Origin of the sequence: Pseudomonas sp. HMSC065H01 (assembly GCF_001815235.1) — a bacterium.
Lineage (GTDB): Bacteria > Pseudomonadota > Gammaproteobacteria > Pseudomonadales > Pseudomonadaceae > Pseudomonas > Pseudomonas aeruginosa.
The window spans coordinates 43,622-64,037 of sequence record NZ_KV819873.1 but is presented as its reverse complement, the minus strand read 5'-3'; the positions used below and the strand labels follow the sequence as shown (position 1 = coordinate 64,037).

The window sequence follows — 20,416 nt, the reverse complement described above, 5'->3', positions numbered from 1 at the left end:
CGCCAGGTCGGTGCCCGAAGCAACTCGGCACAAGGACTGGCTGACATGATTTCCGTCTATCAACTCAAACCGCGCTTTCAGAATCTTCTTCGTCCCGGCGTGCAGCGCCTCTACCGGCGCGGCATCACTGCCAACCAGGTGACCCTGGCGGCCTGCCTGCTGTCGCTGCTGGTCGGCGCGCTGGTCGCCGGTTTCGCCAGCCATCTCTGGCTGTTCGCCCTCGTTCCGCTGTGGATGTTCCTGCGCATGGCGCTGAACGCGGTGGACGGCATGCTCGCCCGCGAGTTCGGCCAGAAATCCGACCTGGGCGCCTACCTCAACGAACTCACCGACGTGATCGCCGACAGCGGCCTGTACCTGCCGTTCGCCCTGTTGCCGGGAGTCAACCCGCTGTGGGTGGTGCTGGTGGTGCTGCTGGCGGTGATCAGCGAATATGCCGGCGCGCTGGGCACCATGGTCGGCGCTTCGCGCCGCTACGACGGCCCGATGGGCAAAAGCGACCGGGCGCTGTGTTTCGGCGTGATCGGCGCCGGGGTGGCCAGCGGCCTGTTGCCGCTGGCCTGGATCGACTGGCTGATGTTGTTGATCGCGGCCCTGCTGTTGCTGACCATCGGCAACCGCGTGCGCCAGGGCCTGGCCGAGCTGGCCGCGAGTCGACGGGGCAGCGACGGCCAGGCCTGAGAGGGAACGGGCGAACGCCATGGAGGTGGGCGCCCGCAGGAAGCAACCCCGCCGGGATCCCGGCCGGGGCAACGACATAGGGACATCACATGCGCGACGTACAGGAATTGCGTTTCACCACCCACGACGGGGTAGAGCTCTTCTACCGCCACTGGCCGGCCAGCCGCCCGGCGCCGGACGGCACGCGCCAGGCGGTGCTGCTGTTCCACCGCGGCCATGAGCACTCCGGGCGGATCGCCCACCTGGTCGACGAACTCGACCTGCCGGAACACGACTTCTTCGCCTGGGACGCCCGTGGCCACGGCCTCTCGCCAGGCGCCCGCGGCGACAGCCCGAGCTTTGCCACCAGCGTGCGCGACGTACAGACCTTCGTCGACCATATCCAGGCCGTCCACGGTATCGCCGAAGAGCGGATGGCGGTGGTGGCGCAGAGCGTCGGCGCGGTGCTGGTTTCCACCTGGGCCCACGACTACGCGCCGAAGGTGCGCGCACTGGTGCTGGCTTCGCCGGCGTTCCAGGTCAAGCTCTACGTGCCGTTCGCCCGCAGCGGGCTGAAACTGATGCGCCTGTGGCGCGGCAATTTCTTCGTCAACAGCTATGTCAAGGCACGCTTCCTCAGTCACGACCCGCAGCGGATCGCCTCCTACGACAGCGACCCGCTGATCGCCAAGGCGATCTCGGTGAACGTCCTGCTCGGCCTCTACGAAGCTGCCGAGCGGGTGGTAGCGGACGCACAGGCGATCCAGATTCCCACCCAACTGCTGATTTCCGGGGCCGACTTCGTCGTCCATCGTGCGCCGCAGGAGCGCTTCTTCGAGCGTCTCGGCAGCCTGCGCAAGGAAAAGCACATCCTGCCCGGCTTCTTCCACGACACCCTTGGCGAGCGCGATCGTCACCTGGCCGTCGGCCGTGCCCGGCGCTTCCTCCTCGAGGCATTCGCCACGGCCCCCGAACGACCGAGCCTGCTCGATGCCGACCGCCTGGGCCATACCTGCGCCGAGGCCGAGGCGCTGGCCGCGCCGTTGCCGAAGAACTCGCCGCGCGATCTCTACTGGCGCGCCACCCGTGCCGGGCTGCGCCTGGGCAGCCTGTGGTCGGACGGGGTCAAGCTGGGCTTCGACACCGGCTTCGATTCCGGCAGCACCCTCGACTATGTCTACCGCAACCAGCCCAGCGGCAGCGGCCCGCTGGGTCGCCTGATCGACCGCAACTACCTGGACTCCATCGGCTGGCGCGGCATCCGCCAGCGCAAGCTGCACGCCGAGGAGCTGCTGCGCCTGGCCATGCAGCGGTTGCGCGAGGAGCAGCGCGAGGTGCGCATCGTCGACATCGCCGCCGGCCACGGCCGCTACATCCTCGAAGCCCTGCAAGGCGTCGAGCCGCTGCCGGAAAGCATCCTCCTGCGCGACTACAGCGAGATCAACGTGCGTGACGGCAGCGCCCTGATCGAAAGCAAGGGCCTCGCCGGCATCGCCCGCTTCGTCAAGGGCGATGCCTTCGATCGCGCCGACCTGGCGGCGCTGCAACCGAAGCCGAGCCTCGGGGTGGTTTCCGGGCTCTACGAGCTGTTCGCCGACAACCGCATGGTCGGCGACTCCCTCGCCGGCCTCGGCGAGGCGCTGGAGGAGGGCGGCTACCTGGTCTACACCGGACAGCCCTGGCACCCGCAGCTGGAACTGATCGCCCGCGCGCTGACCAGCCACCGCCAGGGCCAGGCCTGGGTGATGCGGCGCCGGACCCAGGCGGAAATGGACCAGCTGGTGGCCGCCGCCGGCTTCCGCAAGATCACCCAGCGGGTCGACCAGTGGGGCATCTTCAGCGTATCGCTGGCGCAGAAGGTCGCCCGCTGATGGCGCCGCGCGAGCCGGGGGTACTGAAGCGGGCGGTGCTCTGGCTGCTGTTCCTCGGCCCGTTCTTCTTCGCCAGCTATGGCCTGGCCAACTGGTTGACCAGCCAGCGCGGCGACGTCGGCAGCCTGGTCTTCGACTGGGAACGCGGGATGCCGCTGTGGCCCTGGACCATCCTGCCGTACTGGTCGATCGACCTGCTCTACGGCCTGTCGCTGTTGTTGCCGCGGGACAAGCGCGAGCTGGACACCCACTGCCTGCGCCTGCTCAGCGCCCAGGTGCTGTCGGTGACCTGCTTCCTGCTGTTCCCCCTGCGCTTCACCTTCGAACGGCCGGAACTGGGCGGCGTGTTCGGCTGGCTGTTCGACGTGCTGATGGGGTTCGACAAACCGTACAACCAGGCACCGTCGCTGCACATCGCCCTGCTGGTAGTGCTCTGGGTCTGCTACGCGCGCTACGCCAGCGGCGCCTGGCGCTGGCTGCTGCATGGCTGGTTCGCGCTGATCGGGCTGTCGGTGCTGACCACCTGGCAGCACCATTTCATCGACGTGCCCACCGGCGCGCTGGCCGGTTGGCTGTGCGTCTGGCTGTGGCCGCAGGCGCAGCCCGCGCCGTTCGCCCGCGCCAGTCTGAGCCGCGACCGGCAACGGCGGCGGCTGGCCGCTCGCTACGGCCTCGGCGCGCTGGCCTGCGCCGCCGTCGCCTTTGCCGTCGGCGGTGCGGCGTTATGGCTGTGCTGGCCGGCGCTGGCGCTGGCGCTGGTGGCGCTGAACTACCTGCTGTTCGGCGCCGCCGGCTTCCAGAAGGGCAGCACTGGCCGCCTGAGCGCCGCCGCGCGCTGGCTGCTGGCGCCATATCTGCTTGCCGCGCGGATCAACGCCTGGCTCTGGACCCGTCGCCGGCCGCAGCCGGACGAGGTGCTGCCGGGCCTCTGGCTGGGGCGCCTGCCGTCGTCCGCGGAACTGGCCGACGGCCGCTTCCGCGCATTGCTCGACGCTACCGCCGAACTTTCCTGCGAGCCGCAGGGGCTGGCCTATCGCAGCCTGCCGTTGCTCGACCTGGTCGCGCCGGACGTCGAGGACTGCCGGCGCGCCGCGGTGCTGATCGACGAACTGCTGGCGCAAGGGCCGCTGCTGGTGGCCTGTGCCCTGGGCTATTCGCGCAGCGCCACGCTGGTCGCCGCCTGGCTGCTGCTCAGCGGCCGCGCGGCGGACGTCGAGTCGGCCGTGGCGGTGTTACGTCGGGCGCGACCGCAAGTGCTGCTGGGCGAGGCCCAGCGGCGGACCCTCGCGGCGCTGAGCGGGAGCGTGCCGGAGCCATCGGCGGAACTGGGCGAGGTGCGCCATGCCTGAGCAAACCCTGGCCCTGGTGGCGGCCCTGCTGCGCCGTGGCCGCGAGCTTGACCGGCTGTCCGCCGCACTGACCCTGCTGGCCATCGGGCTGGGCCTGTACCAGGCCGTGCAGGGCATCGGCTGGCGCTATTTCGCTGCGGCGATGCTGGCGATCGCCCTGCTCGGCCTGTGGCAGAAGTACTGGGCGCTGCGAGTGGCCCTGGACGCCGAACTGTTCGAACGTTTCAGCCACGTCGGCGACAGGCTGGAAGCGCAGACCCAAGACCTGGACCGGGCCCTGGCCGATCTCGGCCTGGCCCGAGCGGACGCCGCAGGGCGCACCTGGAACCAGCGCAGCCACGGCGCCCTGCGCCTGCTACGCTGGCAGGCGCTGGCCTGTGGCGCCCAGTTCCTGCTGGCCTTGTCGTGCCTGTTGTCGATCCCTCTATTCAACGCTCAAACCTGAAGAGTCTTCCCATGCTCGAATCAGTCGTCGCCTATGGCATCATCGCCGGCGCCCGCGCCATCACCGGCTTGCGCAGCCTCTGGCTGGGCACCACGCCGATCCCCAAGCAACGCATCTATTACGCCAACCACAGCAGCCATGGCGACTTCGTCCTGCTCTGGGCCTCGCTGCCGCCGGAGGTGCGGCGGCGTACCCGGCCGGTGGCGGGCGCCGACTACTGGAACAAGGCCGGCCTGCGCAGCTACGTGATCAACAAGGTGTTCAACGGCGTGCTGGTCGACCGCCAGCGCAGCGAGGCCAATGCCAATCCGCTCGAACCCCTCGACCGCGCCCTGGACGGCGGCGATTCGCTGATCATCTTCCCCGAGGGCACCCGCAACCTGGACGACGAGGTCAAGCTGTTGCCATTCAAGAGCGGTATCTACCACCTGTCCCTGGCCCACCCGGACGTCGAGCTGGTGCCGGTCTGGCTGGCCAACCTCAACCGGGTCATGCCCAAGGGCCGCATGCTGCCGTTGCCGCTGCTCTGCACCCTGAGCTTCGGCAAGCCGCTGGTCGCCACGGCGGAAGAAGGCAAGGAGGCGTTCCTCGAACGAGCGCGCATGGCCCTGCTGGACCTGGCGCCGGAAGAGGAGGCCTGAGATGAACGAACAGACCTGGATGCTCTTCGGCGGGATCGGCGCGCTGCTGCTGCTCGCCTCGCTGGTCGGCTTCGTCCTCAAGTGGCGCGCCGGTCCCGGCCCGAACGCGGTGATCGACAACCTGAACGCGCGGATCAACGCCTGGTGGGCGATGGTCCTGGTGATCGGTTTCGCCTTCTGGCTTGGCCAGGCGGCGGTGATCCTGCTGTTCTATGGCGTGTCGTTCTACGCCCTGCGCGAGTTCATCACCCTCACCCCGACCCGGCGCAGCGACTACCCGGCGCTGGTGGCGGCGTTCTACTTCGTGCTGCCGATGCAGTACCTGCTGATCTACATCGACTGGTACAGCATGTTCTCGATCTTCATCCCGGTGTACGTGTTCCTGCTGTTGCCGATCCTCGCCTCGCTGGGCGGCGACACCAAGCACTTCCTCGAGCGCGCCTCGAAAGTGCAGTGGGGCCTGATGCTGGCGGTGTTCTGTATCTCCTTCGTGCCGGCGCTGCTGACCCTCGACATCCCCGGCTTCGAGGGGCGCAACCTGCTGCTGATCGCCTACCTGGTGATCGTCGTGCAGCTCTCCGACGTGATGCAGTACATCTGCGGCAAGCTGTTCGGCAAGCGCAAGATCGCTCCCAACCTGTCGCCGTCGAAGACCGTCGAAGGCTTCGTCGGCGGCATCGCCCTGGCCACCGCCATCGGCGCCTCGCTGTGGTGGATCACCCCGTTCAACCTCTGGCAGGCGGCGCTGATCGCGCTGCTGATCAACCTGCTGGGCTTCTTCGGCGGCCTGGTGATGTCGGCGATCAAGCGCGACCGTGGGGTCAAGGACTGGGGGCACATGATCGAAGGCCACGGTGGCATGCTCGACCGCCTGGACTCGGTGTGCTTCGCCGCGCCGATCTTCTTCCACGTGGTGCGTTACTGGTGGACGCCCTGAGGTTCGCCTGGCGCCGAGGGGAGCGGGGCGGTTGCCGATGGCGGCCGCCCCGTCGTCGTTTTCCCGCCGTGTAGGCAGCCAGGAAATTGCGAGCGATAGAGACCCGTAGGGCGGATACCGTCACAGGCGGTATCCGCCGAAACCCCGGATAAGCGGCGGATAACCGCAAGCGGTGATTCGCCCTACAACCAGGCTCCGGCATACGGGGACGTGACCGCAGCTTCACTGTCTCAGAGATTGACCAGGCGCATGCCTTCCTCGCTATAGCGACTGCCGGCGACCGCCTCGGCGGGGAAGATCGCATCCAGCTCGGCCAGTTCCGCCGCGCTCAGGCGCAATTCCGTCGCGGCGACGTTCTCCTCCAGGTAGCGCCGCTGCTTGGTGCCGGGAATCGGGATCAGGTCATCGCCCTGCGCCAGCACCCAGGCCAGCGCCAGTTGCGAGGGTTTCACGCCCTTGGCTGCGGCCAGTTCGCCGACCTTGTCCACCAGCTTCAGGTTCTTCGCGAAGTTCTCGCCCTGGAAGCGCGGGCTGAAACGACGGTAGTCGTCGGCGGCGAAGTCTTCCGGACGCTTCAGGGTGCCGGTAAGGAAACCTCGGCCCAGCGGGCTGTAGGGGACGAAGGCGATGCCCAGGCGACGGCAGGCGGCGAGCACCCCGGTGTCCTCCGGATCGCGGGTCCACAGCGAGTACTCGCTCTGCAACGCGCTGATCGGGTGCACCCGGTGGGCACGCTCGAGGGTTTCCGCCGAGGCTTCGCTGAGACCGATGTGGCGGATCTTGCCGGCCTTCACCAGGTCGGCGAGGGCGCCGACGCTGTCCTCGATGGGTACCTGCGGGTCCATGCGGTGCTGATAGTACAGGTCCAGGCGGTCGGTACCGAGGCGCTTCAGGCTGCCTTCGATGGCGCGGCGGATGTACGCCGGGCTGCCGTCGACGCCGCGCGCCCGGGGATTGGCAGGGTCGCGGACGATGCCGAACTTGCTGGCCAGGAACACCTGCTCGCGTTTGCCGCGCAGGGCCTCGCCGAGCAGTTCCTCGTTACTGTGCGGGCCGTACATGTCGGCGGTATCGAAGAAGTTCAGCCCGAGTTCCACGGCGCGATGCAGGGTGGCGATGGCCTCCTGGCGGTCGCCGCCGGTGGTGTAGAAGTCGGTCATGCCCATGCAGCCGAGGCCGATGGCGGAGACGGAAGGGCCGTTGTGGCCGAGTTGACGGGTTTTCATGTGTCGAGCCTCGCGGGAGGGAAGGAAAACGTCGTCATTCTTCGCTCTGCATTGGTCTGGATAAAGCCCATAATTACGGTTTTACCATTCGTATTTTCCAAATAATCGAGGGTGTCCGATGGATCGTTTCCAGGCCATGCAGGCCTTCACCCGCATCGTCGAGCTGGGCGCCTTCGGCAAGGCCGCGGACAGCCTGGAGCTGCCGCGCGCCAGCGTGACCCAGGCGATCCAGCAACTGGAGGCGCACCTTGGCGTGCAGTTGCTGCAGCGCACCACCCGCCAGGTCAGCCTGACCCTCGACGGGCAGGCCTACTACGAGCGTTGTGTGCGCCTGCTGGCGGACCTGGAGGAGGCGGAAAGCTGCTTTCCACGCGTCCTGAACAACCCGCGCGGGCGCTTGCGGGTCGACCTGCCGGGCGCACTGGGGCGGATGCGGGTGATTCCGTTCCTGCCGGAGTTCTGCGAGCGCTACCCGGAACTGGAGCTGCAGTTGAGCAGCAACGATCGCCTGGTCGACCTGCTGCGCGAGGGCGCGGACTGCGTGCTGCGGGTCGGCGAACTGCACGATTCCAGCCTGGTCGGCCGGCACCTGGCCGACCTGCCGCAGGTCACCTGCGCCAGCGCCGCCTACCTGGAGCGTCATGGCCATCCGCGGCAGCTCGCCGAGCTCGGCGGGCACCTCGCGGTGAACTACCAGTCGCCTTCCAGCGGGCGTACCTTCGACTTCGAGTTCAGCGTCGACGGGCGTCTGCGCACGTTGCCGATGCGCAGCCGGGTCAGCGTCAACAACGCCGATGCCTACGTCGCCGCCTGCCGGGCCGGGCTCGGGCTGATCCAGGCGCCGCACTATCACGTCGCCGCCGGCCTGGCCGCCGGTAGCCTCCGACAAGTGCTCGGAGAATGGTTGCCGCCATCGCTGCCGCTGCATGCCGTGTATCCCTCGCAGCGCCAGTTGTCGCCGCGGGTGAGGGTGTTCGTCGATTGGCTGGTGGAACTGTTCGGTCGCCAGGCGGCCGGCGAGACGCAATGAGACGCAGGCTTTCCGGGCGAAGATTTTTCTCGATTTCGCCGAGAGAACCTCGTTAGGATCGGCAGCCTTGGCCTGTCGAGCAGGGATGTTCGTCCGAGTTCCGGATGCCCGCTGCCGCCAGGCCGCATTCATTCGAACAAGAATAAGGATCGCTGATGGAAAGCTTGCAGAAGTGGGTGGTCGACCTGAACGGCGTGGTCTGGGGGCCGTTGATGCTGGTGCTGATTCTCGGCACCGGCCTGTACCTGATGCTGGGGTTGAAGTTCATGCCCCTGGTGCGCCTGGGAGTCGGCTTTCGCCTGCTCTGGCAGGGGCGTAGCAAGGATGACGAGAGCAGCGGCGAGATCAGCCCGTTCCAGGCGCTGATGACCTGCCTGGCGGCCACCGTCGGTACCGGCAACATCGCCGGGGTGGCCACGGCGATCTTCCTCGGCGGCCCGGGCGCGCTGTTCTGGATGTGGTGCACCGCGCTGGTGGGAATGGCCACCAAGTTCTCCGAAGTGGTGCTGGCGGTGCACTACCGCGAGAAGGATGAGCGCAACGAACACGTCGGCGGTCCGATGTATGCCATCAAGAACGGTCTGGGCAAGCGCTGGGCCTGGCTCGGCGCGGCCTTCGCGCTGTTCGGCGGGCTCGCCGGCTTCGGTATCGGCAACATGGTCCAGGTCAACAGCATGGCCGATGCCCTGGAGGTTTCCTTCGGCGTGCCCGACTGGGTCACCGGGGTCGCCACCATGCTCGTCACCGGGCTGGTGATCCTTGGTGGCATCCGCCGTATCGGCAAGGTCGCCGAAGCCCTGGTGCCCTTCATGTGCGTCGGCTACATCGTCGCCTCGGTGATCGTCCTGGTGGTCCATGCCGAGGCGATTCCCGGCGCGTTCCAACTGATCTTCACCCACGCCTTCACGCCGATCGCCGCCACCGGCGGCTTCGCCGGCGCAGCGGTGATGGCGGCAATCCGTTTCGGTGTCGCACGCGGGATCTTCTCCAACGAGGCCGGCCTCGGCACCGCCGGCATCGCCCAGGCCGCCGGCACGACCCATAGCGCGGTGCGTTCGGGCCTGATCGGTATGCTCGGCACCTTCATCGATACCCTGATCATCTGCAGCCTGACCGGCCTGGCGATCATCACCTCGGGCGTCTGGACCAGCGGCGCCAGCGGCGCGGCGCTGTCCTCGGCGGCGTTCGAGGCGGCGATGCCGGGCGTCGGCCACTACATCCTGTCGCTGGCCCTGGTGGTGTTCGCCTATACCACCATCCTCGGCTGGAGCTACTACGGCGAGCGCTGCTGGGAGTACCTGGCGGGCACCCGGGCGATCCTGCCGTTCCGGATCGTCTGGACCCTGGCGATTCCGTTCGGCGCCATGACCCAGCTGGACTTCGCCTGGCTGGTGGCGGATACCCTCAACGCGCTGATGGCGATTCCCAACCTGATCGCCTTGCTGCTGCTGAGTCCGGTGGTGTTCCGCCTGACCCGGGAGTATTTCGCCAAGGCCAGGAGTTGAGCCTCGGGGGACGGCGACGCTCAAACCCGAGGTTTTCGCTCGGGTAAAGCGTGCTAGCATCGTCGCCGGCCCCGAATGCTTCCGCCGCCGGCCACAGGGCCGGCGGCTTCTCACTGACTAGAAGGATCAACGCAATGGCTCAAGTGACTCTCAAGGGCAACCCGGTCAACGTCGATGGCCAGCTCCCGCAGAAAGGCGCCCAGGCTCCGGCCTTCAGCCTGGTCGGCGGCGACCTCGCCGACGTGACCCTGGAAAACTTCGCCGGCAAGCGCAAGGTGCTGAACATCTTCCCCAGCGTCGACACCCCGACCTGCGCCACCTCGGTGCGCAAGTTCAACGTCGAGGCCGGCAAGCTGGCCAACACCGTGGTGCTGTGCATCTCCGCCGACCTGCCGTTCGCGCAGAAGCGCTTCTGCGGCGCCGAAGGCCTGGAGAACGTAGTCAACCTGTCGACCCTGCGCGGTCGCGAGTTCCTCGAGAACTATGGCGTGGCCATCGCCAGCGGCCCGCTGGCCGGCCTGGCCGCGCGCGCCGTGGTGGTGCTCGACGAGCAGAACAAGGTGCTGCACAGCGAACTGGTCGGCGAAATCGCCGACGAGCCGAACTACGCGGCGGCCCTGGCGGCTCTCTGAGCCCCACGGCCAACCCGCTTCGTCCCATGACCGTCAGCCAGGCTGGCTGGTAACGGGCGAACCCGAATCCCTTGGCTGCTCGCCTCGGGCCATGAGCAGGGCGGATAATCGCAGCGCGGTCATCCGCCCTGCGTCGCAGAGACGCAGCGCTAGCGCATGGCGACCTGGTGGCGCCGGCTGACGCTGGCGAAGGCGCTCCGGAACGCCTGCATCTCTTCCTCGCTGCCTACCGTCACGCGGACCCAGTTGGGCCAGGAGACCCACGGGCGGCCGACGTGCACCCGCTGTTTCTCCAGTTCGGCGATGACCAGCTCGGCGGGACGGCGCATATCCACCATGAAACAGTTGGACTGCGAGGCGGTGCAGCGGAAGCCCTGCTGGCGCAGCCAGGCGATGGTGCGCTCGCGGACCTCTGCGTTCTGCTGCTTGCGCCGTGGCACCAGGTCGTCGTCACGCAGGCTTTCCAGCCCGGCGTGGGCGGTCGGCGAGGGCACCACGTTGTGGCCGCCGAAGCGCTCCAGCCGCGCCAGCAGCTGCGGATGCCCGATGGCCAGGCCGAGCCGGGCGCCGGCCATCCCGTAGAGTTTCGAGAAGGTACGCAGGACCAGCACATCCTGGCGCTGGACGGCCAGGCCAACGACGCTGGGTGCGTCGGAAAAATGGATATACGCCTCGTCGACCAGCACCACGCTGCGCTCGGGCTTGCGTTCGATCGCCCTGACGATCCGCTCGTGCGGGGTGAGGGTGCCGGTCGGGTTGTTCGGGTTGCAGATATAGATCAGCCCGGCGTCGCGTTGCGCGGCGGCGAGCATGCGCTCGATGTCGTGGGCCGCCTCGGCGTCCAGCGGCACGGCAGCGACCTTCGCCCCCTGGGCCTGGGCGGCGCCGACCACGGAGTCGTAGGAGGGATCGGCGATGACCAGGCCGCGCTCCTTGCCGGTGAACTCCGCGACGGCGTATTGCAGCGGCTGGCGCGAGCCGCAGTAGGCGTGCACGCATTCGGCGGGGATGCCGTTCTGCTTGGCGAACAGGCCGACCAGGGCGTCCTGCGCGTCGTAGTCGTAGCGACCGCAGAGCGCGGCCGCCCGCTGCATGGCGGCCCTGGCCTTGGCGGAGGGGCCGTAGGGGCTTTCGTTGAAATCCAGGAAGGTCTCTTGCGGCTTGCCGGCGGCGCTTGTCGCGCCGCTCCCGGCGAAGGCTCGCGGGCTCAGCAGGATGCTGCTGGAGGCCAGGGCGGTCAGGGTCACGAACGAACGACGACTCAAAGCGGGCATAGCTTCACCTCCGTGTACCGAATGGGATATGCGTGCGGTGGGTTCCTCTCGGGCGTGTGTCACCAGAGTGGATAACGAGGAGGGAGTCGGTCCGTTTATGGTGGCGTGATAATGGCGCCGGAATATCGGCGGTCGTTCTTCGGATTGCGCACGCGGCGCTCCCGGGCGGCGAACCGCCGGGGAGCGCCGTGTGGATTCAGAGCGTGAGGGTGAAGCGCCCGGTCAGCGCGCCTGGCAGGTGCATCGAGTCGGTCTGGCGTTCGCCGTAGGTATTGCTGGACAGGCGCAGTTCGCGCTCGTGGCTGAGGTCTTCCAGGTGGGCGCCGAGGAAGCTGTACAGGCTGTCGTCGAAGCGCATGGTGCTGACCGGCGCCCGGATCTGGCCGTTCTCCACCCAGAAGGTGGCGAAGCGGGTCATTCCGGTCAGGCGTGCGGCGGGCATGTCCGAGTAGTTCAGGTACCACAGGTTGCCGATGTACAGGCCGGTATCCAGGGCCTCGAGGATGCGCGCCTGCTCCAGGCTGCCGCCGGCCATGTCCAGCGCCGTGGGCGCCTCGTTGGCGCCGGCGCCATTGGCTACCAGGCCGTATTCGCGGGCGCTGCGCGAACTCACCAGGCGTCCGCTCAGGCGGCCGTTGCCGACCAGTTCGACCTCGGCGCGCGGCGAGCCTTCCGCGCTGAATGCCGGGGAGGGCGAGGTGGCAGGGCGCTCGGCGAGGTTCAGCAGCGGGCTGAGCAGGGCGTCGCCGTTCTGCAGGCGTTGCAGGGGGCTTTCGCCGGTAGCCAGGGCGCGCGCGGAGAAACCGCCCCAGCAGAGCATCTGCATGACTTCCTCGAGCGCCGCCGGCGCCAGGTAGGCGCGATAGTCGTCGGGGCGCAACTGGCGCAGCGGCTTGCCCAGGTGGCCGAGCTGCTCCCGGGCCTGTTCGAAGCGCCGGGCGAAGGCTTCGTCGTCCCAGCGCTGGCCGGCGTAGTCGGCCTTCACCGCCTGGCCGTTGCCATGGAACAGGCTCCAGTCGAAGTTGAAGCTGCTGCCGGCATGCCAGCCGAAGGCGCCCCAGGAGTTGGCGAAGCCACGGAACAGCGGTCCGGCGGCATAGATGCCGACCAGGTCGAGGTCGCGCGCCCGGCGTTCGAGGCTGGCCAGCAGCGCGCCGCTGTCGGGCGCTGCGCCGAGGTCCTGGTTCTCTCGCTGCCAGGCCGAGGTGTCGAGCAGCAGATAGGGATCGGCGGGAATCCAGGCCAGGCTCTGGCGCAGTTGCCGAAGGCCTTCGGCCAGACGCTGGCGGTCTTCTTCCGGCGCGCCGGAGAGCGTCAGGTCGAGGCTCGCCTGGCGTTCGTCGCGGATCAGCCGGAGCAGCGCGCTGGCCTGGCGCACCCGGCCGGCCTGGCGCACCCGCGCCCGGCTGAAGCGGATGAACTCGGAGTCCTCGGCGCTGTACCAGAGGGTGAAGTCCTCGCCCTCGGCCAGATGCCGGCGCAGGTCCTCGGCGAGGGCTTCGAAATGCTGTCTCTGGTGCATCAGGTATCTCCCCCGAATACGTCCACATCGCTGAATACGCAGGCCGGCGAGGCGTGGCCGACACGGATCACCTGGTTCGGCTCGCCCTTGCCGCAGTAGGGCGTGCCGAGCACCTCGAAGGTGCCGGCGTCGCCCACCGCGCTGAGGTTGCGCCAGAACTGCGCGGAGATGCCCCGGTAGTTGGGGTTCTTCACCACGCCCTTGAGTTCGCCGTCCTCGATCAACTGGCCCCATTCGCAGCCGAACTGGAACTTGTTGCGTGCGTCGTCGATCGACCAGGAGCGGTTGTAGGACATCAGCACCCCGCGCTCGATACCGGCCACCAGCTGCGCGAAGCTCTTGTCGCCGGGCTCCAGGTTGAGATTGGCCATGCGGTCGATGGGCGCGCGGTTCCAACTGCTGGCGCGGCTGTTGGCGACGCCCTCCAGGCCGCTGCGGTGTTGCGACAGGGCGCCGCCGAGCGGACGCAGCAGGCGGCCTTCGCGGATCAGGTATTCCTTGCGCGCGGGGCTGCCGTCGTCGTCCTGGCGGTAGCTGGCCAGCTCCTCGGGGATTTCCGGGTCGAAGCTGACGTTGAGCAGGCTGGAGCCGTACTGGTAGCGACCGAAGTCCTCGGTCTTGATGAAGCTGGTACCGGCGTAGTTGCGCTCGTCGCCGAGGATGCGATCCAGCTCCAGCGGGTGGCCGATCGACTCGTGGATCTGCAGGATCATCTGGTCCGGCATCAGCAGCAGGTCGCAGCGGCCGCTCGGGGTGTTCGGCGCCGCCAGCAGTTGCAGGGCCTGGTCGGCGATGCGCGGCGCGGCGCCGACCAGGCCGAGGCGCTCGATCACCTCGGCGCCGCCCTGCTGGCCGGCATGGTGGCCGCCGAAACTGCGGGTCTGGCTGTCATGGCCGTCGTAGGCGGTGACGCTGGCGCCGGGATAGACGAAGCGCTGCTCGTGGTATTGCTCGGCGCCGGCGCTGTTCAGGTAGAGCTGTTCCTGGCGGCTGACTTCGAGGAATACGCTCCAGTTCACCAGGCGCTCGTCGCGCGGCACCTTGGCGGACTCCTCGGCGAGCAGTTCGTAGCACTCGGCGAGGGAGGGGAAAGGGGCGTCCTGGTTCGGCGAGCGATACTGCGAGCGGCCGCTTGCCGGCGGCAATCCGCGGACGTCGAACAGGGCGTGCCGGGCGATCCGCTCGGCTTGCCGTTCGGCCTGCTCCAGGGCGGCCTGCAGGCCGGCCGCGGAGAGATCGTTGGTGGCGGCGTAGGCTTCCACGCCGTTCAGCCGTACGCAGAGCATGGCGCCGCGGTCCTGGCTGAAGTGCGGCGGTTCGTTGACGTTGCGGCGCACCGAGAGGTACTCGCCGCTACGCTGGACGTAGCGCAAGGAGTGGAATTCGGCGCGACTGCGGAGCGCCGCGAAGCGGTGTTTCAACGGGTCGATCATCTGTGCGTCCCTGGCCGATTGCGGAGTGGGCGAATGCAGAACGCTCTATTTCAAGCCTTCGTCCGTAACGGAGCAAGCCGTTTGTTGTCATAGCCTGGTGCCAGGCTGCGGGTGGCTCGCCGAAGCATGCGGGCGGAATGCCTAACTATCGGTAAAGCAAGGGTAAATAGCGGGTAAAGAGGCTTTGCCTGGGCCCCCGCAATGCTTATCGTGCAGCCTGGAAAAAGCGCCTCCGTTCTAAGCCTGAAGAAGAACCATGACTCCAACGACCGGTAAATCCAAGTTCCGTACCCTGCGCCCGTGGCTGATCACCGCCCTGGCCTTCGCCGCCGTGATCGGCCTGGTGATGTGGCTGGCGGCGCCCGCCTCGGCGCCGTCCTCCGACGGGCGACCCGGTCGCGGCGGCAAGCCGGGCGCCGCGCTGCCCAAGGCCAACGCGCTCACCGTCGGCGTGGCCAGGGTGGAGCAGGGCGACCTGGCGCTGCATTTCAACGCGCTTGGCACCGTCACCGCCTTCAACACGGTGAACGTCAAGCCGCGGGTCAACGGCGAGCTGGTCAAGGTGCTGTTCCAGGAGGGGCAGGAGGTCAAGGCCGGCGACCTGCTGGCGGTGGTCGACCCGCGCACCTACAAGGCGGCGCTGGCCCAGGCCGAGGGCACGCTGATGCAGAACCAGGCGCAACTGAAGAACGCCGAGATCGACCTGCAGCGCTACAAGGGGCTGTACGCCGAGGACTCGATCGCCAAGCAGACCCTGGATACCCAGGAAGCCCAGGTCCGCCAGTTGCAGGGCACCATCCGTACCAACCAGGGCCAGGTCGACGACGCCCGCCTCAACCTGACCTTCACCGAGGTCCGCGCACCGATTTCCGGGCGCCTCGGTCTGCGCCAGGTGGACATCGGCAACCTGGTCACCAGCGGCGATACCACGCCGCTGGTGGTGATCACCCAGGTCAAGCCGATCTCGGTGGTGTTCAGCCTGCCGCAGCAGCAGATCGGCACCGTCGTCGAGCAGATGAACGGCCCCGGCAAGCTGGCGGTCACCGCGCTGGACCGCAACCAGGACAAGGTTCTCGCCGAAGGCACCCTGACCACCCTGGACAACCAGATCGACACCACCACCGGCACGGTCAAGCTCAAGGCGCGCTTCGAGAACGCCGACGGCAAGCTGTTCCCCAACCAGTTCGTCAACGTGCGCCTGCTGGCGCAGACCCTCAAGGGCGTGCTGACCATTCCGGCCAACGCCGTGCAGCGCGGCACCAACGGTATCTATGTGTACGTGGTCGGCGCCGACAACAAGGTCAGCCAGCGCAGCGTCGCCATCGGCACCAGCGAGAACGAGCGGGTGGTGGTGGAAAGCGGCCTGAAGGCCGGCGAGCAGGTGGTGGTGGAAGGCACCGACCGCCTGCGCGACGGTATGGAAGTGCGTGTCGCCGAGGCCTCCCCGCAGGTCCTCGAGGGCGAGCCGCAGAAACCGCAGACTGGCCGCCCCAGCGGCCTCCAGGGCGACTCGGTGGGTAGCGGGAGCGCTGAATGAACCCGTCCCGCCCGTTCATCCTGCGGCCGGTCGCGACCACCCTGTTGATGGTGGCGATCCTGCTCTCGGGCCTGATCGCCTACCGCTTCCTGCCGATCTCGGCGTTGCCGGAAGTGGACTACCCGACCATCCAGGTGGTCACCCTGTACCCCGGCGCCAGCCCGGAGATCATGACCTCGTCGATCACCGCGCCGCTGGAGAACCAGCTCGGGCAGATTCCGGGGCTCAACGAGATGTCTTCCAGCAGTTCCGGCGGCGCCTCGGTGATCACCCTGCAATTCAGCCTGCAGAGCAACCTCGATGTCGCCGAGCAGGAAGTCCAGGCGGCGATCAACGCCGCGCAGAGCCTGCTGCCCAACGACCTGCCGAACCAGCCGGTGTTCAGCAAGGTGAATCCGGCGGACGCACCGATCCTGACCCTGGCGGTGATGTCCGACGGCATGCCGCTGCCGCAGATCCAGGACCTGGTGGATACCCGCCTGGCACAGAAGATCTCGCAGATCTCCGGGGTCGGCCTGGTCAGCATCAGCGGCGGCCAGCGCCCGGCGGTGCGGGTGCGCGCCAACCCGACGGCGCTGGCGGCGGCCGGGCTGAGCCTGGAGGACCTGCGCAGCACGGTGACCAGCAACAACCTCAACGGCCCCAAGGGCAGCTTCGACGGCCCGACCCGTGCCTCGACCCTGGACGCCAACGACCAGTTGCGCTCGGCCGACGCCTACCGCGACCTGATCATCGCCTACAAGAACGGCTCGCCGCTGCGCATCCGCGACGTCGCCAGCGTCGAGGACGACGCCGAGAACGTGCGCCTGGCCGCCTGGGCCAACAACCTGCCGGCGGTGGTGCTGAACATCCAACGCCAGCCGGGGGCCAACGTGATCGAGGTGGTCGACCGGATCAAGGCGCTGCTGCCGCAGCTGCAATCGACCCTGCCGGGCAATCTCGACGTGCAGGTGCTGACCGACCGCACCACCACCATCCGCGCCTCGGTCAAGGACGTGCAGTTCGAGCTGGCGCTGGCGGTGGCGCTGGTGGTGATGGTCACCTTCCTGTTCCTGCGCAACGTCTACGCCACCCTGATTCCCAGCTTCGCCGTGCCGCTGTCGCTGATCGGTACCTTCGGCGTGATGTACCTGTCCGGCTTCTCGATCAACAACCTGACCCTGATGGCGCTGACCATCGCCACCGGCTTCGTGGTCGACGACGCGATCGTCATGGTGGAGAACATCGCCCGCTACCTGGAGCAGGGCGACTCGCCGCTGGAAGCGGCGCTCAAGGGCTCGAAGCAGATCGGCTTCACCATCATCTCGCTGACCTTCTCGCTGATCGCCGTGCTGATCCCGCTGCTGTTCATGGGCGACGTCGCCGGGCGGCTGTTCCGCGAGTTCGCCATCACCCTGGCGGTGGCGATCCTGATTTCCGGCTTCGTCTCCCTGACCCTTACGCCGATGCTCAGCGCCAAGCTGCTGCGCCACATCGACGAGGACCAGCAGGGCCGCTTCGCGCGCGCCGCGGGGCGGGTCATCGATGGCCTGATCGCACAATACGCCAAGGCCCTGCGGGTGGTCCTGCGGCACCAGCCGCTGACCCTGCTGGTGGCCATCGCCACCCTGGCGCTGACCGCGCTGCTCTACCTGGCCATGCCCAAGGGCTTCTTCCCGGTGCAGGACACCGGGGTGATCCAGGGCGTCGCCGAAGCGCCGCAGTCGATCTCCTTCCAGGCCATGTCCGAGCGCCAGCGCGCCCTTGCCGAGGTGGTGCTGAAGGACCCGGCGGTGGCCAGCCTGTCCTCCTACATCGGCGTCGACGGCAGCAACCCGACCCTCAACACCGGCCGCCTGCTGATCAACCTCAAGCCGCACAGCGAGCGCGACGTCACCGCCAGCGAAGTGATCCAGCGCCTGCAGCCCGAACTCGACCACCTGCCCGGGATCAAGCTGTACATGCAGCCGGTGCAGGACCTGACCATCGAGGACCGGGTCGCCCGCACCCAGTACCAGTTCACCTTGCAGGACGCCGACCCGGACGTGCTCGCCGAGTGGGTGCCGAAGCTGGTGGCGCGGCTGCAGGAGTTGCCGCAGCTCGCCGACGTCGCCAGCGACTGGCAGGACAAGGGCTTGCAGGCCTACCTGAACATCGACCGCGACACCGCCTCGCGCCTCGGCGTGAAGCTCTCCGACATCGACAGCGTGCTCTACAACGCCTTCGGCCAGCGGCTGATCTCGACCATCTTCACCCAGGCCACCCAGTACCGCGTGGTGCTGGAGGTGGCGCCGCAGTTCCAGCTCGGCCCGCAGGCCCTGGAGCAGCTCTACGTGCCGTCCAGCGACGGCACCCAGGTGCGCCTGTCGAGCCTGGCGAAGGTGGAGGAGCGGCATACCCTGCTGGCGATCAACCATATCGCCCAGTTCCCCTCGGCGACCCTGTCGTTCAACCTGGCCAAGGGTTACTCCCTGGGCGAGGCGGTCGAGGCGATCCGTGGCGTCGAGGCCAGCCTGGAGCTGCCGCTGAGCATGCAGGGCAGCTTCCGCGGCGCGGCGCTGGCCTTCGAGGCCTCGCTGTCGAACACGCTGCTGCTGATCCTCGCCTCGGTGGTGACCATGTACATCGTCCTGGGCATCCTCTACGAGAGCTTCATCCATCCGGTGACCATCCTCTCGACCCTGCCCTCGGCCGGGGTCGGCGCGCTGCTGGCGCTGATGCTGGCGGGGCAGGAGATCGGCATCGTGGCGATCATCGGCATCATCCTGCTGATCGGCATCGTCAAGAAGAACGCGATCATGATGATCGACTTCGCCCTCGACGCCGAGCGCAACGAAGGCAAGCCGCCCCATGAGGCGATCTACCAGGCCTGCCTGCTGCGCTTCCGGCCGATCCTGATGACCACCATGGCCGCGCTGCTCGGCGCGCTGCCGCTGATGCTCGCCGGCGGCGCCGGCGCCGAGCTGCGCCAGCCGCTGGGCATCACCATGGTCGGTGGCCTGCTGCTGAGCCAGGTCCTGACCCTGTTCACCACCCCGGTGATCTATCTCTACTTCGACCGCCTGGCCCGTCGCTGGGCGGCCTGGCGCAAGCAGCGCGGGCTGGACCTGAACACCGAGGCCGGGTTCGACGGGGACGCCGGGCGATGAGTCTGTCCACGCCCTTCATCCGCCGCCCGGTCGCCACCACGCTGCTGACCCTGGCGTTGCTGCTGGCCGGCACCCTGTCGTTCGGCCTGCTGCCGGTGGCGCCGCTGCCCAACGTCGATTTTCCGGCCATCGTGGTCAGCGCCAGCCTGCCGGGCGCCAGCCCGGAAACCATGGCCTCGTCGGTGGCCACGCCGCTGGAGCGCTCGCTGGGACGGATCGCCGGGATCAGCGAGATGACCTCCAGCAGTTCGCTGGGCTCGACCACCGTGGTGCTCGTGTTCGACCTGGAGAAGGACATCGACGGCGCCGCCCGCGAGGTGCAGGCGGCGATCAACGGCGCGATGAGCCTGCTGCCCAGCGGTATGCCGAACAATCCCAGCTACCGCAAGGCCAACCCCTCGGACATGCCGATCATGGTCCTCACCCTGACCTCGGAGACCCAGAGTCGCGGCGAGATGTACGACCTCGCCTCGACCGTGCTGGCGCCCAAGCTGTCGCAGGTGCAGGGGGTAGGGCAGGTGAGCATCGGCGGCAGCTCGCTGCCGGCGGTGCGGGTCGACCTCAACCCGGATGCCATGAGCCAGTACGGGCTGTCCCTGGACAGCGTGCGCACGGCCATCGCCGCGGCCAACAGCAACGGCCCCAAGGGCGCCGTCGAGAAGGACGACAAGCATTGGCAGGTGGACGCCAACGACCAGTTGCGCAAGGCCCGCGAGTACGAGCCGCTGGTGATCCACTACAACGCCGACAACGGCGCCGCGGTGCGCCTCGGCGACGTGGCCAAGGTCAGCGACTCGGTGGAGGACGTGCGCAACGCCGGCTTTTCCGACGACCTGCCGGCGGTGCTGCTGATCGTCACCCGCCAGCCCGGCGCCAACATCATCGAGGCCACCGACGCCATCCACGCGCAACTGCCGGTGTTGCAGGAACTGCTCGGGCCGCAGGTCAAGCTGAACGTGATGGACGATCGCAGCCCGTCGATCCGTGCGTCGCTGGAAGAGGCCGAGCTGACCCTGCTGATCTCGGTGGCGCTGGTGATCCTGGTGGTCTTCCTGTTCCTGCGCAACGGCCGCGCCACGCTGATCCCCAGCCTGGCGGTGCCGGTCTCGCTGATCGGCACCTTCGCGGTCATGTACCTGTGCGACTTCAGCCTGAACAACCTGTCGCTGATGGCGCTGATCATCGCCACCGGCTTCGTGGTGGACGACGCCATCGTGGTGGTGGAG

The 20,416-nt window shown here is 68.0% G+C and carries 15 protein-coding genes and 1 pseudogene; 12 read left to right on the top strand and 4 right to left on the bottom strand.

What is annotated here, in order from left to right; all coding sequences use genetic code 11:
* The first annotated feature begins 45 nt into the window (after nt 1-45).
* From HMPREF3014_RS12885 to HMPREF3014_RS12860, 6 genes are all read left to right on the top strand, one after another.
* Entirely contained in the window at nt 46-681 is a 636-nt protein-coding gene (locus HMPREF3014_RS12885; protein ID WP_003122639.1) for a CDP-alcohol phosphatidyltransferase family protein, read from the top strand.
* 89 nt (nt 682-770) lie between these two features.
* On the top strand, nt 771-2,531 hold the full coding sequence (locus HMPREF3014_RS12880; protein WP_004349997.1) for a bifunctional alpha/beta hydrolase/class I SAM-dependent methyltransferase: 1,761 nt from the start codon (nt 771-773) through the stop codon (nt 2,529-2,531).
* Entirely contained in the window at nt 2,531-3,880 is a 1,350-nt protein-coding gene (locus tag HMPREF3014_RS12875) for a phosphatase PAP2/dual specificity phosphatase family protein (protein WP_003116853.1), read from the top strand. Before HMPREF3014_RS12880 ends, HMPREF3014_RS12875 begins: the two co-directional genes overlap by 1 nt.
* Nucleotides 3,873-4,325 carry a hypothetical protein gene (locus HMPREF3014_RS12870; protein ID WP_003120064.1) on the top strand — a complete coding sequence of 151 codons (453 nt, stop codon included), beginning with the start codon at nt 3,873-3,875 and terminating at the stop codon, nt 4,323-4,325. The genes HMPREF3014_RS12875 and HMPREF3014_RS12870 overlap by 8 nt, the downstream gene beginning before the upstream one ends.
* 11 nt (nt 4,326-4,336) lie before the next feature.
* The gene (locus tag HMPREF3014_RS12865; RefSeq protein WP_003113327.1) at nt 4,337-4,966 is read left to right on the top strand and encodes a lysophospholipid acyltransferase family protein; all 630 of its coding nucleotides are present in this window, start codon (nt 4,337-4,339) and stop codon (nt 4,964-4,966) included.
* 1 nt (nt 4,967) lies between these two features.
* Complete coding sequence (locus tag HMPREF3014_RS12860; protein WP_003089962.1) at nt 4,968-5,903, top strand: phosphatidate cytidylyltransferase; 936 nt, start codon at nt 4,968-4,970, stop codon at nt 5,901-5,903.
* 230 nt (nt 5,904-6,133) lie between these two features.
* Here the strand turns inward: HMPREF3014_RS12860 and HMPREF3014_RS12855 are convergent, their stop codons facing one another.
* The gene (locus HMPREF3014_RS12855; RefSeq protein ID WP_003113326.1) at nt 6,134-7,129 is read right to left on the bottom strand and encodes an aldo/keto reductase; all 996 of its coding nucleotides are present in this window, start codon (nt 7,127-7,129) and stop codon (nt 6,134-6,136) included.
* A gap of 118 nt (nt 7,130-7,247) precedes the next feature.
* On the opposite strand from HMPREF3014_RS12855, the gene HMPREF3014_RS12850 reads away from it, so the two are divergent.
* From HMPREF3014_RS12850 to tpx, 3 genes are all read left to right on the top strand, one after another.
* Nucleotides 7,248-8,159, top strand: a complete 912-nt coding sequence (locus tag HMPREF3014_RS12850) for a LysR family transcriptional regulator (protein WP_014602859.1) — start codon at nt 7,248-7,250, stop codon at nt 8,157-8,159.
* 155 nt (nt 8,160-8,314) lie between these two features.
* On the top strand, nt 8,315-9,664 hold the full coding sequence (locus HMPREF3014_RS12845; protein WP_003113324.1) for an alanine/glycine:cation symporter family protein: 1,350 nt from the start codon (nt 8,315-8,317) through the stop codon (nt 9,662-9,664).
* Nucleotides 9,665-9,798: 134 nt separating this feature from the next.
* Nucleotides 9,799-10,296, top strand: coding sequence for a thiol peroxidase (gene tpx / locus HMPREF3014_RS12840; protein WP_003089950.1), 498 nt, complete (start codon nt 9,799-9,801; stop codon nt 10,294-10,296).
* 149 nt (nt 10,297-10,445) lie between these two features.
* Here the strand turns inward: tpx and HMPREF3014_RS12835 are convergent, their stop codons facing one another.
* The 3 genes from HMPREF3014_RS12835 to HMPREF3014_RS12825 form a co-directional block, all read right to left on the bottom strand.
* Complete coding sequence (locus HMPREF3014_RS12835; RefSeq protein ID WP_023087452.1) at nt 10,446-11,570, bottom strand: pyoverdine biosynthesis transaminase PtaA; 1,125 nt, start codon at nt 11,568-11,570, stop codon at nt 10,446-10,448.
* A gap of 196 nt (nt 11,571-11,766) precedes the next feature.
* Nucleotides 11,767-13,092 (bottom strand): TldD/PmbA family protein, encoded by a 1,326-nt coding sequence (locus HMPREF3014_RS12830; protein ID WP_034068105.1) that lies wholly within the window; start codon nt 13,090-13,092, stop codon nt 11,767-11,769.
* Nucleotides 13,092-14,525 (bottom strand): TldD/PmbA family protein, encoded by a 1,434-nt coding sequence (locus HMPREF3014_RS12825; protein WP_003160399.1) that lies wholly within the window; start codon nt 14,523-14,525, stop codon nt 13,092-13,094. Before HMPREF3014_RS12825 ends, HMPREF3014_RS12830 begins: the two co-directional genes overlap by 1 nt.
* A 256-nt stretch (nt 14,526-14,781) precedes the next feature.
* Here HMPREF3014_RS12825 and muxA point away from each other — a divergent pair, with 256 nt between their 5' ends.
* The 3 genes and pseudogenes from muxA to muxC all read left to right on the top strand — a co-directional run.
* On the top strand, nt 14,782-16,062 hold the full coding sequence (gene muxA / locus HMPREF3014_RS12820) for a multidrug efflux RND transporter periplasmic adaptor subunit MuxA (RefSeq protein WP_003111498.1): 1,281 nt from the start codon (nt 14,782-14,784) through the stop codon (nt 16,060-16,062).
* Nucleotides 16,059-19,190: a multidrug efflux RND transporter permease subunit MuxB gene (gene muxB / locus HMPREF3014_RS12815; RefSeq protein WP_003089920.1), complete on the top strand. Its 3,132-nt coding sequence runs from the start codon at nt 16,059-16,061 to the stop codon at nt 19,188-19,190. The genes muxA and muxB overlap by 4 nt, the downstream gene beginning before the upstream one ends.
* Nucleotides 19,187-20,416, top strand: a pseudogene (muxC, locus tag HMPREF3014_RS12810) (multidrug efflux RND transporter permease subunit MuxC); the annotation flags it as partial. The gene muxB and the pseudogene muxC, both read left to right, overlap by 4 nt.

Coding starts and splice junctions, on each gene's coding strand:
- HMPREF3014_RS12885 (WP_003122639.1), top strand. CDS start 46: ATGATTTCCGTCTATCAACTCAAACCGCGCTTTCAGAATCTTCTTCGT.
- HMPREF3014_RS12880 (WP_004349997.1), top strand. CDS start 771: ATGCGCGACGTACAGGAATTGCGTTTCACCACCCACGACGGGGTAGAG.
- HMPREF3014_RS12875 (WP_003116853.1), top strand. CDS start 2,531: ATGGCGCCGCGCGAGCCGGGGGTACTGAAGCGGGCGGTGCTCTGGCTG.
- HMPREF3014_RS12870 (WP_003120064.1), top strand. CDS start 3,873: ATGCCTGAGCAAACCCTGGCCCTGGTGGCGGCCCTGCTGCGCCGTGGC.
- HMPREF3014_RS12865 (WP_003113327.1), top strand. CDS start 4,337: ATGCTCGAATCAGTCGTCGCCTATGGCATCATCGCCGGCGCCCGCGCC.
- HMPREF3014_RS12860 (WP_003089962.1), top strand. CDS start 4,968: ATGAACGAACAGACCTGGATGCTCTTCGGCGGGATCGGCGCGCTGCTG.
- HMPREF3014_RS12855 (WP_003113326.1), bottom strand. CDS start 7,129: ATGAAAACCCGTCAACTCGGCCACAACGGCCCTTCCGTCTCCGCCATC.
- HMPREF3014_RS12850 (WP_014602859.1), top strand. CDS start 7,248: ATGGATCGTTTCCAGGCCATGCAGGCCTTCACCCGCATCGTCGAGCTG.
- HMPREF3014_RS12845 (WP_003113324.1), top strand. CDS start 8,315: ATGGAAAGCTTGCAGAAGTGGGTGGTCGACCTGAACGGCGTGGTCTGG.
- tpx (WP_003089950.1), top strand. CDS start 9,799: ATGGCTCAAGTGACTCTCAAGGGCAACCCGGTCAACGTCGATGGCCAG.
- HMPREF3014_RS12835 (WP_023087452.1), bottom strand. CDS start 11,570: ATGCCCGCTTTGAGTCGTCGTTCGTTCGTGACCCTGACCGCCCTGGCC.
- HMPREF3014_RS12830 (WP_034068105.1), bottom strand. CDS start 13,092: ATGCACCAGAGACAGCATTTCGAAGCCCTCGCCGAGGACCTGCGCCGG.
- HMPREF3014_RS12825 (WP_003160399.1), bottom strand. CDS start 14,525: ATGATCGACCCGTTGAAACACCGCTTCGCGGCGCTCCGCAGTCGCGCC.
- muxA (WP_003111498.1), top strand. CDS start 14,782: ATGACTCCAACGACCGGTAAATCCAAGTTCCGTACCCTGCGCCCGTGG.
- muxB (WP_003089920.1), top strand. CDS start 16,059: ATGAACCCGTCCCGCCCGTTCATCCTGCGGCCGGTCGCGACCACCCTG.